This window comes from Kineosporia mesophila (genome assembly GCF_021129235.1).
Classification (GTDB): Bacteria; Actinomycetota; Actinomycetes; order Actinomycetales; family Kineosporiaceae; genus Kineosporia; species Kineosporia mesophila.
Genome location: NZ_JAJOMA010000015.1, coordinates 132,134 through 146,553, shown reverse-complemented (window position 1 = coordinate 146,553; position 14,420 = coordinate 132,134). Strand labels below are relative to the sequence as shown.

15 protein-coding genes are annotated in these 14,420 nt (G+C 70.5%); 4 read left to right on the top strand and 11 right to left on the bottom strand.

The features are described from left to right. Positions 1–226: 226 nt before the first annotated feature. From LR393_RS21595 to LR393_RS21585, 3 genes are read right to left on the bottom strand one after another with little or no spacing between them, the layout of a single operon-like run. Positions 227–610: a VOC family protein gene (locus LR393_RS21595; protein ID WP_231485948.1), complete on the bottom strand. Its 384-nt coding sequence runs from the start codon at positions 608–610 to the stop codon at positions 227–229. 44 nt (positions 611–654) lie between these two features. Then, complete coding sequence (locus LR393_RS21590; protein ID WP_231485947.1) at positions 655–1,371, bottom strand: GOLPH3/VPS74 family protein; 717 nt, start codon at positions 1,369–1,371, stop codon at positions 655–657. Positions 1,372–1,413: 42 nt separating this feature from the next. Further along, the gene (locus LR393_RS21585) at positions 1,414–1,962 is read right to left on the bottom strand and encodes a TetR/AcrR family transcriptional regulator (protein WP_231485946.1); all 549 of its coding nucleotides are present in this window, start codon (positions 1,960–1,962) and stop codon (positions 1,414–1,416) included. A gap of 81 nt (positions 1,963–2,043) precedes the next feature. On the opposite strand from LR393_RS21585, the gene LR393_RS21580 reads away from it, so the two are divergent. Beyond that, complete coding sequence (locus LR393_RS21580) at positions 2,044–3,030, top strand: amidohydrolase family protein (protein WP_231485945.1); 987 nt, start codon at positions 2,044–2,046, stop codon at positions 3,028–3,030. Here the strand turns inward: LR393_RS21580 and LR393_RS21575 are convergent. From LR393_RS21575 to LR393_RS21565, 3 genes are all read right to left on the bottom strand, one after another. Then, a complete protein-coding gene (locus LR393_RS21575) occupies positions 3,018–3,323 on the bottom strand; it encodes a DUF4288 domain-containing protein (RefSeq protein WP_231485944.1) in 306 nt (101 codons plus the stop codon). The genes LR393_RS21580 and LR393_RS21575 overlap by 13 nt on opposite strands. Beyond that, on the bottom strand, positions 3,316–4,185 hold the full coding sequence (locus tag LR393_RS21570; RefSeq protein ID WP_231485943.1) for a heme-dependent oxidative N-demethylase family protein: 870 nt from the start codon (positions 4,183–4,185) through the stop codon (positions 3,316–3,318). The genes LR393_RS21575 and LR393_RS21570 overlap by 8 nt, the downstream gene beginning before the upstream one ends. A gap of 84 nt (positions 4,186–4,269) precedes the next feature. Continuing rightward, a complete protein-coding gene (locus LR393_RS21565) occupies positions 4,270–5,970 on the bottom strand; it encodes a long-chain-fatty-acid--CoA ligase (RefSeq protein WP_231485942.1) in 1,701 nt (566 codons plus the stop codon). Between the two features lie 239 nt (positions 5,971–6,209). On the opposite strand from LR393_RS21565, the gene LR393_RS21560 reads away from it, so the two are divergent. Continuing rightward, a complete protein-coding gene (locus tag LR393_RS21560; RefSeq protein WP_345718636.1) occupies positions 6,210–7,055 on the top strand; it encodes an ATP-grasp domain-containing protein in 846 nt (281 codons plus the stop codon). A gap of 162 nt (positions 7,056–7,217) precedes the next feature. Continuing rightward, positions 7,218–7,463 (top strand): hypothetical protein, encoded by a 246-nt coding sequence (locus LR393_RS21555; protein WP_231485940.1) that lies wholly within the window; start codon positions 7,218–7,220, stop codon positions 7,461–7,463. Here the strand turns inward: LR393_RS21555 and LR393_RS21550 are convergent. The 3 genes from LR393_RS21550 to LR393_RS21540 all read right to left on the bottom strand — a co-directional run bounded on the left by LR393_RS21550 (position 7,448) and on the right by LR393_RS21540 (position 10,500). Beyond that, positions 7,448–8,140, bottom strand: a complete 693-nt coding sequence (locus LR393_RS21550; RefSeq protein ID WP_231485939.1) for a hypothetical protein — start codon at positions 8,138–8,140, stop codon at positions 7,448–7,450. The genes LR393_RS21555 and LR393_RS21550 overlap by 16 nt on opposite strands. Positions 8,141–8,242: 102 nt before the next feature. Then, positions 8,243–8,503, bottom strand: a complete 261-nt coding sequence (locus tag LR393_RS21545; RefSeq protein ID WP_231485938.1) for a hypothetical protein — start codon at positions 8,501–8,503, stop codon at positions 8,243–8,245. A 68-nt stretch (positions 8,504–8,571) separates the two neighbouring features. Further along, on the bottom strand, positions 8,572–10,500 hold the full coding sequence (locus tag LR393_RS21540; protein WP_231485937.1) for an oxidoreductase: 1,929 nt from the start codon (positions 10,498–10,500) through the stop codon (positions 8,572–8,574). A gap of 346 nt (positions 10,501–10,846) precedes the next feature. On the opposite strand from LR393_RS21540, the gene LR393_RS21535 reads away from it, so the two are divergent. Beyond that, the gene (locus LR393_RS21535) at positions 10,847–11,362 is read left to right on the top strand and encodes a flavodoxin family protein (protein ID WP_231485936.1); all 516 of its coding nucleotides are present in this window, start codon (positions 10,847–10,849) and stop codon (positions 11,360–11,362) included. Between the two features lie 79 nt (positions 11,363–11,441). On the opposite strand, the gene LR393_RS21530 is transcribed toward LR393_RS21535, so the two are convergent. Both LR393_RS21530 and LR393_RS21525 read right to left on the bottom strand, forming a co-directional pair. Beyond that, positions 11,442–13,064 carry a peptide chain release factor 3 gene (locus LR393_RS21530; RefSeq protein ID WP_231485935.1) on the bottom strand — a complete coding sequence of 541 codons (1,623 nt, stop codon included), beginning with the start codon at positions 13,062–13,064 and terminating at the stop codon, positions 11,442–11,444. Between the two features lie 87 nt (positions 13,065–13,151). Continuing rightward, positions 13,152–14,399 (bottom strand): aminotransferase class III-fold pyridoxal phosphate-dependent enzyme, encoded by a 1,248-nt coding sequence (locus tag LR393_RS21525; RefSeq protein WP_231485934.1) that lies wholly within the window; start codon positions 14,397–14,399, stop codon positions 13,152–13,154. Positions 14,400–14,420 lie beyond the last annotated feature (21 nt).

Below are 14,420 nucleotides of genomic sequence, written 5' to 3'. Positions count from 1 at the left end.
TCCCGCCCCGGCCGATACCCGGAGCGGCTCGCGATCGTTGTGTACACCTGGTACATCCGGTACCAGGTGTACACAACGATCGGGCACCCCTGCGAACGGCGCACCATGGGTGGTGATGCCGATGGCCGGCCCTCGGAAGATCGACGGGGCCACGAAAAGGGCCCGGCCCGCGGCCTGCTCGCGCACCGGCGGGGCCCCCGGCCGATGTGCATGATGCGGCCGTTGACTACACGGCGCTTCGCTCGGCACGGCTGCGTTCCACGCAGAACTCGTTGCCTTCCGGGTCGGCCAGCACCACCCAGCCCGTGCCGTCGGGCCGACGGTGATCGCTGACCTGGGTGGCGCCCACGCCCAGGAGACGCTCGACCTCCTCGTCTCGGGTACCGGTCTGCGGGACCACGTCGAAGTGGATGCGGTTCTTGGCGGACTTGCCCTCGGGCACCGGGATGAACAGCAGGCCCGGCCCACCGTCGCCCGGAATGATCAGGTACTCCTCGTCACCGGGCTCGTTCTCCGGATGATCGGTGTACCCGAGTACGTCTTTCCAGAAGCCGCCCAGGGCCCAGGCGTCGGCGCAGTCGAACGTGAGGTGACGGATCCGTGAGGTCATGAACCCTGCCTACCAGGTACCGGCAGGGGCGGCCACGAGGTTTCTCAGCCGGAGGTGGTGGCGGCCGTCGTGGCGGCGACCGTCGCCGCGGTGATCGCGGCGGCCGCAGCCTTCACGGCGTCACTGACCACCGTGGCACCCCAGTCGCCCTCCTGGATCTCCTTACCCCGCCGGCGGATGTCGGACGACCACTTCAGCGGCGGTTCCATGTCGCGCAGCGAGGTCTTCAGCGCGTTGCCGGCCGAGAGCAGGGCGATGAGCGACGCGGTGCGCTGGTCGGGCGTGGCCCCGTCGGCCAGCACGGGACGGATCTTGCGCCGCAACTGCGTCTCGTACGAGGTGTTCTCGGCCGGGTGCACGATGTGCGGGATGACCCCGAGCATCTTCTTCTTCTCCTCGCGGAGGATGCCGCGCTCGACCAGGCGCTCCGGCACGGTCTTCTGCAGGCCCTTGCCGATCTTCGTCAGGGCCTGCTGGGCGCCGCGCGGCTTCTCGGCGATCGTGTCGTAGGCCGCCTGCAGCAGCGGGTCGGGCAGCGGCCCGGTGCCCGTGGCCAGCAACTTACGGCCGGTCAGCAGCGACTTCTTCTCCGACTGCCCGACCCGCTCGAGCAGGGCCAGCTCCACCAGCAGCCCACCGCCCAGCAGGAACTGCAGCGACGGGCTGCCGGCCACCGAGCCCTTCTCGTCGTCGAGCAGGAGAAGCATCAGCTCCTCGACGATCAGCATCTGACTGCCCGGCGAGAATGCCTGTGTGGTCATATCCCCATCCTGATGCCCGGTGCCGTTCCTTCCGGCCTGTGATCAGGTTACTGGCTCATCGCCCGCCAGCGATGCGATCCAGCCGCGGGCGGCCCGCAGCAGCGCCTCCTGCGAGACCCCGTCGAAGGCGTTCAGCTTCAGGAAGTGCTGGGTGATCGTCAGGCCGAGGATGCCGCTGACGGTGAGCAGGGCCCGCAGCTGCGCGTCGTCCCCGTCCAGCGACCGGGTCAGGTTGTCGACGCGCTCGTCGAGGTAAGCCCGCATGGACTCGGTCGCTTCGGGCACGGTGAGCATGGATCGCACGAGAGCCCTGGTCTCCGGCGGCAGTTCGCCCAGCCGCACGGTGAGCACTTCCAGAAGGTGCTCAGAGGCGACCTTGTCGTCGTCGACCGGTAGCTGCACGGCCGAGTGGAACAGCGCGGCCTTCGAGCCGTAGTGCTGCATCACCAGCGACGGGTCCACCCCGGCCACGCGGGCGATCCCCCGGATCGTGGCGCCCTCGAACCCCTGGGCCGCGAACTCCTGCCGGGCGGCCTCGAGGATGCGCTGTGCGGTGAGCGCGCGTTTCGCGTCGCGAGAGGTCCCGGCCATGAATTCACTCTACCGGTGTTGAGCGAGAGGTGTAGCCTCTTCACTCAACAGAGGTTGAGCGAACTCCCGAGGAGACCTGACGTGGCCCTGATCGCGATCGAAGAGCACTGGAACCTGCCCGAGCTGACCGCAGCGGTGAAAGCCCTGCCCGGCGACCGGGGTGACGCGAGCATCGTGTTCGACGAGATGGGCGACAACCTCGAGCGCCTCGACGACATCGGCGACGCGCGCATCGCCGCGATGGACGCCCAGGGCGTCGACCTGCAGATCCTCTCCCTGGCCCCGCCCGGTACGCAGCCGCTGGACCCTTCGCCGGCCCGCTCGCTGGCCCGGCGGGCCAACGACCTCGCCGCCGAGGCGGTCGGCCGGCACCCCTCCCGGCTGCGGGCGTTCTCCACGCTGCCGATGGCCGACCCGCAGGCCGCCGTCGCCGAGCTCGAACGCGCTGCCGGGCTCGGGTTCGTGGGAACGATGGTCTACGGGCGAACCGGCGAGACGCCCCTGGACGACCCGCGCTACGACGACCTGTTCGCCGCGGCCGCGGCGCTGCACCAGCCGGTCTTCATCCACCCGCAGATCCCCTCGGGCCCGGTCCGCGAGGCCGCCTACAGCGGTTTCGACCCGATGACCGAACTGGCCCTGGCCACCTTCGGCTGGGGCTGGCATCTGGAGGCCGCGCTGGCCGCCCTGCGCCTGATCGCCCGCGGCACCTTCGACCGCCACCCCGAGCTCCAGCTCGTGCTGGGCCACTGGGGTGAACTGCTGCTGTTCTGGACCGACCGGGCCGACGGCCTCTCCCGCGTCGCGGGCCTGGAGCGGAAGGTGTCGGACTACCTCCGCTCCAACGTCCACATCACCAGCTCCGGGATGCTGAACCCGGCCCTGCTGCGCCACGCCCTGGAGGTCACCACGCCCGACCGGCTGCTGTTCTCCACCGACTACCCGTTCCAGCGGCCCACCCCGGCCGACATCGAGCAGTTCCTCACCGCGTTCCCCACCGACGCCGACCGCGAGCGCTTCACCGCCGGTAATGCCCGCGCCCTGTTCGGCCTCGCTCAGCCGGCCTGACGCTCGCTGCCGGTGGCGAAGAAGTGCTTGAGGTACTTCTCCGGTTCCCGCTTGCTGGTGCGCATCAGTGAGAAGACCTCACAGCCGTGCTCCGGCGTGTCGAACATGGTGAAGCACTGGGCCAGGCCGAGGTATTCGGCGCCGACGATCTCGCCGTACTCGGCGGCTTCCTCTTCCGCGAGCGCGATGGCCTCGTCCGGCGTGGCCGCCCGCCAGAGGGTGACACGCTCCTCGTAGGTGTCCACGTCGGCGAACCGGTACACGCAGCGCACCCCGAACCACTGCTCAGCCATCGCGAAACCTCCTCAGCAGCGCCAGTACCGCGTCTCGGTACGGCAGAACACCTTTGTAGTCGAGATCGGCCGGGGGCATGACCTCGATGGTCGAGGCCAGGCCGGCGGCCACCCGGGCCCGGTCGGCGAGCGCCGCCAGCGGCTCGTGGGCGGTGCGGATGGTGAACAGCACGGTGCCGCATCCGGGCAGCAGGCGCAGGGTCTGGTACTCGACGCGCACGTACAGATGTTCGGCGGCCTCGTCGGCGGTGGTGACGGTGCCCGCGCGGCGGGCACGGGAGTCGGCGGCCGGCTGGAACAGGCGGTCGTCGTCGGTGATGGCCCAGTTGGCGCGGGTCATGATGCGGTGCTCGCGCAGGCTGGTGAGGAACTTGTCCACGGCGGCCGAGAGCTGTTCGGCGTAGCCGGGAACGGGCACGTGGATGCCGATCATCGGCTGCCCGAGCTTGTCGGCCAGCAGCCAGCGGTTGGGCATGGCCAGGCTGGCACCCACGAGCCGGGGTTCACCGCCGGAGATGTCGACGAGGCAGAGGTCTTCGGCGACCAGGCGCCCGGCGGTGTCCAGCGGGTGCCGGCCGGGCCGGTTCCTGGCGCCGAGCAGTTCCAGCAGCACCTCGCCCGCGGGTTCGGTGCCGGGCAGGGCGTCGAACGCCGCCGGTCCCTGCTCGTCGAGCAGGGCCTGCCGCCAGGCGATGAGCGGCGCGTCGAACGGCCGGGGCCTCAGCCACTCACCGGGTGGCAGGGTGCGGGCTCCGACCACGTGCCGGAACGGGTTCGGCGCGGGCTTGGGCCACCAGGAGTCGTCGGCCCGCAGCGCCTGCCGCGGCAGCCGCGCCTGGAGCTCCTGCGCCCGGGTCGTCATCACCTCAGCATGCCAGGCCCCCCAGCCCCACCACTGGCCGACCGGCGGCCGGGCACCCTCAGGGGCCCGGCCGCGTCCTCAATTTCAGGCTTTCCGCTGCTCGATCTCCCGCACCAGGTCGGCGACCTCGCGGCGCAGCACCTTGCCCATCTGGTTGACGGGGAGCTTCTCCACGGGCACGAAGCGACGCGGCACCTTGTAGCGGGTGAGTTCCTCGCGCAGGAACGTGGCCAGCGTGTCCTTGTCCACGGTGTGCCCGTCGGCGGGCACCACGGCGGCCACGACCTCGTCGCCGTCCTCCCCGGGAAGGCCCACGACCGCGGCGTCCTCGACGCTCGGGTGGCGGCGCAGCACCTCCTCCACCTCGGAGGGGTACACGTTGAAACCGCCGACGATGACGACTTCCTTGATCCGGTCGACGACCGTGAGGAACCCGTCGGGGGCCATGGTGACGATGTCGCCGGTGCGGAACCAGCCGTCCTCGTCGAGCACCTGGGCGGTCTCCTCGGGGCGGTCGCGGTAGCCGCTGAACACTTGCGGCCCCTTCACCACGAGCTCGCCGCGCTCGCCGAGAGGTACCTCTTCGGAGGGCTTCTCGGGGTCGACGATGCGCACCTGCACGTCGGGGAAGGGCACGCCGATGGAGCCGGGGCGCCGGTTGCGGCTCATCGGGTTGCCGACGATGCACGGGGCGGTCTCGGTCAGGCCGTAGCCCTCGACCAGGAACCCGCCGGTGGCGGCCTCCCAGCGCTCGATCAGCTCGGCGGGCAGCGTCATCGCGCCGGACAGCGAGTACTTCATGCCCTTGACCGGGACGCCGCGGCGGTTGGCCTCGTCGAGGATGCGCCTGTAGATCGGCGGTACGCCGGGCACGAAGGTGGGGCTGCGGCGCTTGACCGCGTCCACCAGCAGCGTGGTGTCGGGCTTGGGCAGCAGCACCAGCTCACCGCCCAGACGCAGGCCGCACAGCACCCCGATGGTCAGGCCGTAGGCGTGGAACATCGGCAGTGACGAGAGCACCACCTCGTGGCCGTGCTTCAGCTCGGGGATCCAGGAGACGCCCTGCACGCAGTCGGCGATCACGTTGCGGTGACGCAGGGGCACCCCCTTGGGTGTACCACTGGTGCCCGAGGTGTAGAGCAGCACGGCCACGTCGTCGGCGCCAGGACGCGGGTGGTCACCGGCCAGCGGCGGTGCGGTGGCGAGGTCGGCGAACAGGGGGACGCCCGTGGCGGTCGGGGAGGTCATCTCCTCGCGGGTCTTGCGGGCCTTGGCGATCGGCAGGCGCAGGGCCAGGCGCTTGGCCAGCGGCAGGTCGAGGGTCATGTCGACGCTGACGATCGTGCGCAGCGCCAGGTTCGGGTCGGCCCGCAGCGGTTCGACCGTGGCGATCGCCTTGTCCCAGACCAGCGCGACCTGGGCGCCGTGGTCGGCGAACGGGGCCCGCAGCTCGCCGGTGGTGTAGAGCGGGTTGTGCTCGACCACGGTGGCGCCCAGGCGCAGCACGGCGTGGAAGGCGATCATGTGCTGCGGGCAGGTGGGCAGCAGGATCGCGACCTGGTCGCCGGCCTTCACCCCGAGCCGGCGCAGACCCTCCGCGGCCCGGGCGACCTTCTCCCCGAACTGTGCGTAGGTGGTGCGCTGCCCCAGGAACTCCAGGGCGGGCCGGTCCGCGAACTTCGAGACGACGCCGTCGAGCTGATCGATCAGCGTCTCGTCGCCGTACTCGAGGTGGAGCCGAACGCCCGGGCCATAAGATCCCGCCCAGATCGATTCGTCGGGCACAGCGGACTCCTCTTCACGACGACAGAAACCTACGGGAACGTAGGTTACGCGGTCGGCCGTAGGCGTGTGCACGACGCCCAAGATCTTTCCCGTGATCATGCAAAACCTCCCCAGAGTTCTAGAACTCCTCGCGCCCGAGTTCCCGAGGGTCGGGGAGGTTTTGCATGATCACGAAGGGTTGGGGGCGGCTCGAAACTCCCGTGACGGGGGCCCGCCCGCGCACCGATACTGCGCGGGTGATGCTTCTGCTGCCCGCCGACCCGCTGCGTGCCCGCCGTCCCGACGAGCACTACGCCGACGAGGCCGCGCTCGCGCGCGAGCTGGGGCTCGCGGTGGCTCTGGTCGATCACGACGCGCTGCAGTCGGGCGACGCCGAGCGCGCGGTGGAGCGGGTGCCACGCGGGGGTGGGCCGGCGCTCTACCGGGGCTGGATGCTCACGTCCGGGCAGTACGGCAGATTTGAGGACGCCCTCCACGCCCGGTCGGTGTCCCTGGTCACCGGGGTGGAACAGTTCCGGGCCGCGCACGAGCTGCCCGGCTGGTATCCCTCGCTGCGCGAGGTCACCCCGGTCACGGAGTGGAGCACCGATGACGGACGCGCGGGCTTCGATCGCGCCCGCCTCGCCCTGGGTGCGGGGCCGGCGGTGCTGCGCGACTGGACGAAGTCGATGAAGCACTACTGGGCCGAGGCCGCGTTCATCCCCGACCTGACCGACACCGACGCGGCGTGGAAGATCGCGTCGCGGTTCCGGGAACTGCGCGACGACAGCTTCACCGGTGGCTACGTGCTGCGCCGCTTCGAGGACCTGGCCCCCGCCGAGGTGCGCACCTGGTGGATCGGCGGCGCCTGCGTGCTGGCCGGACCCCACCCCGACTCCCCCACCGCGCTACCGGATACGCCGCTCGATCCGAGCGTCTACGCGTGCCTCATCGGCGCCCTTGAACTACCCTTCGTGACAGTCGATTTTGCCCTGCGCAGCGACGGGGTCTGGCGGGTGATGGAACTGGGCGACGGCCAGGTCAGCGACTGCCCACCCGCCCTGACACCAGATCTGATCCACGCCCTGGCCGCCCCAAGCCCCTGACCCTGATCCTCGCCGGCACCAAGATCTTTGCATGATCACGAACACGTATGCATTCTCGATCATGGCCTTGGTCAACGGTTGTCCGGCCAGACCTCGGAAATCCCCCATCGCGTTGAGCTCACCAGTCATCTTGCCGGAACTTTGGTCCGGCCGGCCCGTCCGGTGGTCGCTGCCGGTCTGATCATCGCCCCGGCCACCGCGGCCCCGACCGCGCCGTCGTGCACCTGGCACGCCCAGACCGTCGACGCACCCGGTGATTTCCCGGGCGAATCCGCCATGGCGGCCGATGGCGCCGACATCGCGAGGAACGAGGACGGTCTGGTCACCGGCGACCTCGACGGCACCAGCGTCGTCGGGCAGGACGGCGAGCGAGGCGCGCGGATCCCGGTGATCTACACCTGCTCCTGACCCGACCGGCGGTCCGGTACGGCTTCGGCCGTACCGGTTCCGCCCGTGCCGTACTGATCGATCCATGAGCGGGCCCGACGGGTGTTGCGCCAGTGCAGCGGCAACGAGATCAGGTATCCCAGCGCGCCCACACCGATCATCACGTCCGCGAACAGGAAGCGATCCGACGAGAGCAGCCGGCTGGCCACCATGAGCAGCAGCACGGGCAGATACGCGAAGAGTATCCAGCGCTGCATCAGGATGCGCTCGGCCAGGTCCTGGGCCACCACCTGGTCACGCGGATCGACGGGCCGCACCGACCGGATGGCCTTGGCGATCTTCTTGCGGCGTTCGCGGTCCACCCCGGCCGCCAGCACGGGCTGCAACCACCGCGCGCCCCGGCGCCGTAGCCACCGAAGCACCGCGAGCATCAGCACCAGGGGCAGGACTGCGATCGCCAGAATGAAAAGCCAGACCCACCATGACGAATCGTCGTCGGATGAGACATCGCCGATCACCAGCACCACGATCGTCGTCACCGCGACGGCAAGTAGGGAGAACACCCTCACGCCGGTGAACCAGCGGTCGCTGCGGCGCTGGGCCAGCGCCGAGATCTCGGCCAGCTCACCGGCATCCGCCGGATCACCGCCCGGGGACGCATCCGCCGTGATCAGTTCGTTCCGCTCCGATTCCGTCACGAGCCCATGATCACCACAATGATCACCGTCGGCATGTCCAAACGCCTCAGGGCATTCAGGCTGCCGGAATCCTGGTCCTGACTCCTTGGTTCGTGGCCACCGCTAAACCTGTTCCGGGGCCGGGAGGTGGCACCGCACCGGGCGGCGGGGGCCGGGCCGGGCGTCGGCGATCTGGTCGGCGACCTGACTGTCCCGGCACACGGCGGCGAGGTGGTGCCGGTCGGTGCGCCGGCTCACCCGGTTCACCCGGCGCTTGTTCTCGCAGATCCCTTTTATCTTCTCCCCGTGACCGTTCCGCGGTTCGTGGGTGAGCCTCAGCACCCGGGTCAGGTGGGTCGCACGACGTCGTCTCGTTCCTGTCATGAGTCGTCATGGTGGCGTACCCGGCCGCCGGCGGGACAGTGATTTTCTCTCCCGCCGGCGAGCGCCCCTCAGCCCAGGGCCAGAGCCGCGTCGTACCCCGAGCGCACGGCCTCGCCGACCTTGGCCGGCTGCACGCAGTCGCCGACCGGGTGCACCCGGGCGTCGGGCAGCAGCTGCTCGACCAGGGTGCGGGCGGGCAGCAGGCCGAAGGCGCTGATCACGGTGTCGGCGTGCAGGGCGATCAGGCCGTCGGGGCCCTCGGCGATGGCCTCGTCCCCGGCAATTTTCGAGATCCGGTGGCCGGTGAGCACCGTGACGCCGGCGTGCGCCAGGTCGCGCAGCAACGTCACCCGGTTGACCATCAGCATGTCGCGGGCCACCTCGTCCGCCGCCTCGACGAGCGTCACCTCGTGGCCGTCGCGGGCCAGCTCCAGGGCCGCGTCCGCCCCCGAAAGCCCGCCCCCGGCGATCAGAACCCGGTGGCCGACCGGCGTCCCCTGATGAAAGGCCAGCACGTCGATCACGGACGGGTCTTCCAGGCCCTCGATCGCCCGCGGCCGCAGCGGCACCGATCCGGTGGCCACGATGATCTCGTCGGCCTCCGCCAGTTCCGGGCTGCCCGGGGTGATCGTGACGCCGGTGTGCACGGTGACGCCGAGCGCGGCCAGCTGCCCCTCCCACCAGGTGATCATCGAGCGCAGCTCCCGCTTGAAGTCGGGAGTGGCGGCCGGCAGCAGCACCCCGCCCAGCTGCGGGCCCTGGTCGTACAGGTCCACCCGGTGACCGCACCGAGCCGCGGCCCGCGCCGCCTCCATCCCGCCCGGCCCTCCGCCGATCACGACCACATGCCGGGGCCGGACCGACAGCACCGGGCCAAGTTCCAGCTCGTGACCGGCCGCCGGGTTGACCGCACACTCCAATGCTTTCCCGAAGAAAGCGTTTCCGGTGCACGAGGCGTTGCAGCGGATGCACGGGCGCACGTCCTGCGGGCGTCCGGCCCTCAGCTTGTTCACCAGGTCGGGGTCGGCGATCAGGCCGCGCCCGATCGCGATGAAATCGGCCTTCCCCTCGGCCAGCAGGCGCTCCCCGTCCTGCGGGCGCAGGTTGCCGACCGCCGCGACCGGGATGGTCACCACATCCTTGAGAACCGCTGCGGCATCGGCCATACAGGCGTCGCCCAGGTAGTAGGGCGGGAACACGTAGTCCATCGCCTCGTACGAGCCCTCGTCGGCGATGATCAGGTCGACCCCGGCCTTCTCGAGTTCCCTTGCGATGTCGAGACTGTCGTCCGGGGTGCGCCCGCCCTCGAAGCGGTGGTGCACCGAGAGCCGGAAGCTGACCGGCATACCGGGGGCGTTCGCCTTGATCACGGCGACGATCTCGGCGGTCAGGCGCACCCGGTTCTCGACCGAGCCACCGTAGGCGTCGGTGCGGCGGTTCCAGACCGGGCTGAGGAACTGGTCGAGCACGTAACCGGTGTGGCCGTGCAGATCGATCATGTCCACGCCCGCGGCGCGCGCCCGCACTGCGGCCTCACCGAAACGCCTCACGATGACCGCGATCTCGTCGAGTGTCAGAGGGCGACAACGAATGGACGCGTCGGCGAACCAGGTGTTGTCCGAGGCGGACACCGGTACGGTGCCCGGCTGCACGGTGTTGATGTTGCGCCCCAGGCCCGCCGTCAGCTGGAGGGCGAACAGGCTCCCCTCCTCGTGCACCCGCTGCGCGATGCGCGCGATCCCCGGAATGTGCTCGTCGGTGTCGATCCGGCCCAGACCGGCCGTGATCGGCTCGGTGTCGGACTGCACGGCGTTGATGCCGCTCATCACGATGCCGGTGCCGCCGGCGGCCCGGGCCGCGTAGTAGGCGGCCTCCTGCTCGGTGCTCCTGCCGTCCGGGGTGCACATCTCCGTGCCCATCGGCGCGAGCAGCACCCGGTTGGGCACCTCCAGCGATCCGATCCGGCCCGGGGACAGCAGATTCTCGAAGGAGGTCATCACATCTTCACTTCCGTTTTGGTGGCCGACCGGCCGCTCCTCAGCTCGTGACGACATCCTTTCAATGAATGGTTTTGTCTCGGAGAGGCCATGGTCCCGAACCTGAGACGCCACTCGCTGATCTCCTGCGCGACTGTGTGGGACAGGAGTCCTGGCAAGCCTTTTGGCCACGCACAAAACTAAGGGGACCCTCACCGGGAATCCCGGGCCCGGGTTCTTCGGCCCTACCTTCCCCACCCGGGTGGAGGCCTCCCGGGGACCTCCGCCCCTGCCCGGCCGCGGCGTCCTCAAGCCATCCTGAGGGCAACCGGAAAACCATTGCGGACAGACGTTCAGAGGAACTGACATGAGGGCACTGCTGGTGTACGAATCCATGTTCGGCAACACCGAGTCCGTGGCCCGCGCGGTCGCGGCCGGGCTAGGCACCGTCCTGCGCACCGACATCCACACGGTGGCCAGCGCACCCCTGGTCCTGCCCGACGACGTGGGCCTGCTCGTGGTCGGCGCCCCCGCCGGCCTGGAGGCCACCCGGCACCTGGCCGTGACGCAGGCCCACCGCGCCGGGATCCCCGCGCGCTCCACCGGCATCGGCGTGTGCGAGTGGCTGCAGCGCCTGCAGCCCGCCGACATCCCCGCGGTCTCGTTCGACACCAGCGTGTACACGCCGTTCCCGGCGACCGCCGACAACCCGGCCGACCCGGTCAGCCACCGCCTGCACCACCTGGGCATGCGCGTGATGCGGCACGAGTCCTTCTACACCCGGGACACCCTGGGCCCGCTCGAGGGCCGCGAGCTCGAGCACGCCCGCCGCTGGGCCCAGCACCTGGCCGCCGAGGTGGCCGGCACCCTCACCCCCGCCTGAAGCCCGGCCCGGAACAGCACCACCGAACAAAATGACCCGCTGACGGAACTCCGCCGGCGGGTCATCCCGTTCAGGACCCTCAGTTGCTCGTCACGACCAGTTCCTGGAGCTTCACGCCCGGGTTGTCGCGCTCGAAGCTGCGCACCCGCCACTCGTCGGTGAACAGGGCGAAGAAGCGGCCCTCGGCGTTCGAGACCACCTCGGTACCGCGGTGGCCGCGCACCACCGGGGCGTCGGCCGGGTCGATGATCCGGGCCGTCGAGAAGGGCAGCTCACCGAACACCACGGCCGAGCGGTACTCGTGGGTCATGCGGTGCTGCACCACGTCGAACTGGAGCACGCCGACGGCGCTCAGGACCGGCTCGCCGTCACCGCGCGAGTCGGAGGTCAGTACCCGCACGACCCCCTCGGCATCGAGCTCGCGCAGGCCCTGCCGGAACTGCTTGCCGAAGCTCAGGTCCGCCGGGCGCACGGTGCGGAAGTGCTCGGGGGCGAACACCGGCAGCGGCGGGTAGGCGATCTTGCCCGCCTCGGACAGGGTGTCGCCGACGTTGACGTGGCGGGCGTTGACCAGACCGATGACGTCACCGGGCCAGGCCACGTCGACCGTGGAACGGTCGGCGCCGAAGACGGTCTGCACGTGCTTGAGCACCATCGGGCGGCCGCTGCGGTTGTCGCGCACCGTCATGCCGCGGTGGAAGACACCGGTCTGGACCCGGGCGAACGCGAGCCGGTCGCGGTGGGCCGGGTTCATCCCGGTCTGGGTCTTGAACACCTGGGCGCTGAAGTTCGCCGTCAGGGCCTGGGTGCGCCCGGCCACGTCGAGCTGGTCGTGGGGGGCGGGCGCGACGTCGATGATGGCGTCCAGCACCTGACCGACGCCCACGTTCGCGACGGCGGCGGTGAAGTAGACCGGGGTGGTGCGGAAGGCCAGGAACTCCTCCTCGTCGTGGTCGGCGCCGGTGGCCGAGAGCAGCTCGTGCTCCTCGACCGACTGCTGCCAGGCCACGCCCTCGGCCTCGGCCGCCTGCTGCGCGTTCATCCGGTCTTCCAGCGCGCGGGTGGCACCGCCGGGGGCCTTGGTGTACTTCACGTACGCACCGGTGCCGCGCTCGAGCAGGCCGCGGAAGTCGCCCGCGATACCGACCGGCCAGGTCATCGGGGTGGGCCTGAGGCCGGTGACCGACTCGACCTCGTCGAGCAGCTCCAGGGCCTCGCGGCCGGGCCGGTCCCACTTGTTCACGACCGTGATGACGGGCAGGCCGCGCTCCTTGCACACGGCGAAGAGCTTGCGGGTCTGCACCTCCATGCCGCGGGCCGCGTCGATCAGCATGATCACCGCGTCGACGGCGGTGAGGGCGCGGTAGGTGTCTTCGGAGAAGTCGGCGTGACCGGGGGTGTCGACGACGTTGACGACCTGGTCGCGGTGGGACAGCTGCAGCACGGCGGAGGAGATCGAGATCCCGCGCTGCTTCTCCATGTCCTGCCAGTCGGAGACGACGCCCGCGTGACCGGCCTTCCCGTGCACGTGCCCGGCCTCGCGCAGGGCGTTGGAGTGCAGCGCCAGCGCCTCGGTCAGCGTGGACTTACCGGCGTCGGGGTGACTGATGACGGCGATGGTGCGACGGCGGCCGGCCTCGGCCAGCACCTGTGCGGGGGTGACGTCGGCCGTCTGTCCCGGGGTCTGTGTATCGGCTCTCACCCTGCCATTCTCCCTGCTCCCGGACCCTGCCCGGTCCAGCGGTGGTCCGGGGAGGCCGCACGGCCTGCCCGGACCACCGCCAACGGGTCACAGACCCAGTCCGGCCAGCTCCTCGAAGGCCCCCTCGATCCGCGCGAGCGCCTCGTCCACGACCTCGTCGGTGTGCGCGGCGGCCAGGAACATGTTGTGCCACGGGTGCAGCAGTACGCCGCGCCGCACGGCCGCGTCGGTGAAGGCGAAGACCTTCTTCATCTCCGGGTCGTCGGCGAAGCTCAGGTGCGGCATCTGCACCGGCCCGGTGATCGCTACCGGCAGGCCGGCCGCGGCGCCCTGCGCCTCGATGCCCTGCTTGAACCGCTCTCCGGAGGCCTTCAGCACGGCCGGCAGGTCGAGCTCGGCGGCCCGCTTCACCGTGGCGATCCCGGCCGCCATCGGCACCGCGGAGTACCAGAAGCTGCCGGTCACGAAGATCTTCGAGGCGCCCTCGCGCAGCGAGTCGCTGCCGACCACCGCGGCGATCGGGTGCCCGTTGGCGATGGCCTTGGAGTACGCCGTCATATCGGGCCGCACCCCGATGGACTCCCAGGCCCCGCGCAGGTCCAGGCGCAGGCCGCTGCGCACCTCGTCGATGATCAGCGCCGCGCCCTGGGCCGTGGCCAGCTCGCGGGCCCGGCGGGCGAAGGCCGGGTCGACCAGCTGCTGCGGCACCAGCGCGTCGTGCTGGAACGGGGTGAGGATGATCGCGGCGATCTCCCCGTCGTGCTGCGCCACCGACGCCTCCAGCGAGGCGATGTCGTTGTAGGCGAAGTACCCGATGTTGGCCCGCTCCCCGGCCGGCACGCCGGTCGTGTTCGGGGTGAACCAGTCGTTGGCCCCGTGGTAGGCCGGGGTCGCCTTGAGGAACTTGGCCCTGCCGGTGGCCGAGCGAGCCACCCGGATCGCGGTGGACGTCGCGTCGTTGCCGTTCTTGCCGAACATCGCCCAGTCCGCGAACGGGATGACCGAGGTGAGCAGCTCGGCGAACTCGACCATCCGGGCGCTCGGGCCGCTGATCGTGTCGCCCCGGGCCGCCTGCTCGGCGGCCGCGGCCTCGACCACCGGGTCCTGGTAGCCGAGCACCATCGGGCCCCAGGCGCACATCAGGTCGATGTAGCGATTGCCGTCCACGTCCCAGCCGTACGGGCCGTGCGAACGCTCCCAGAACTGCGGCCACGACGGCGGCAGGGTGTGATCGGCCTTCATGTGCCCGTACACACCGCCGGGGAGCACCTGCCGGGCGCGGGCGCGCAGCTGCTGGTCGAGGGGAAGACTCTCCGGGCGGAGGAAGCCGGTCATCGGAACTCCTTGTGTGCGAAT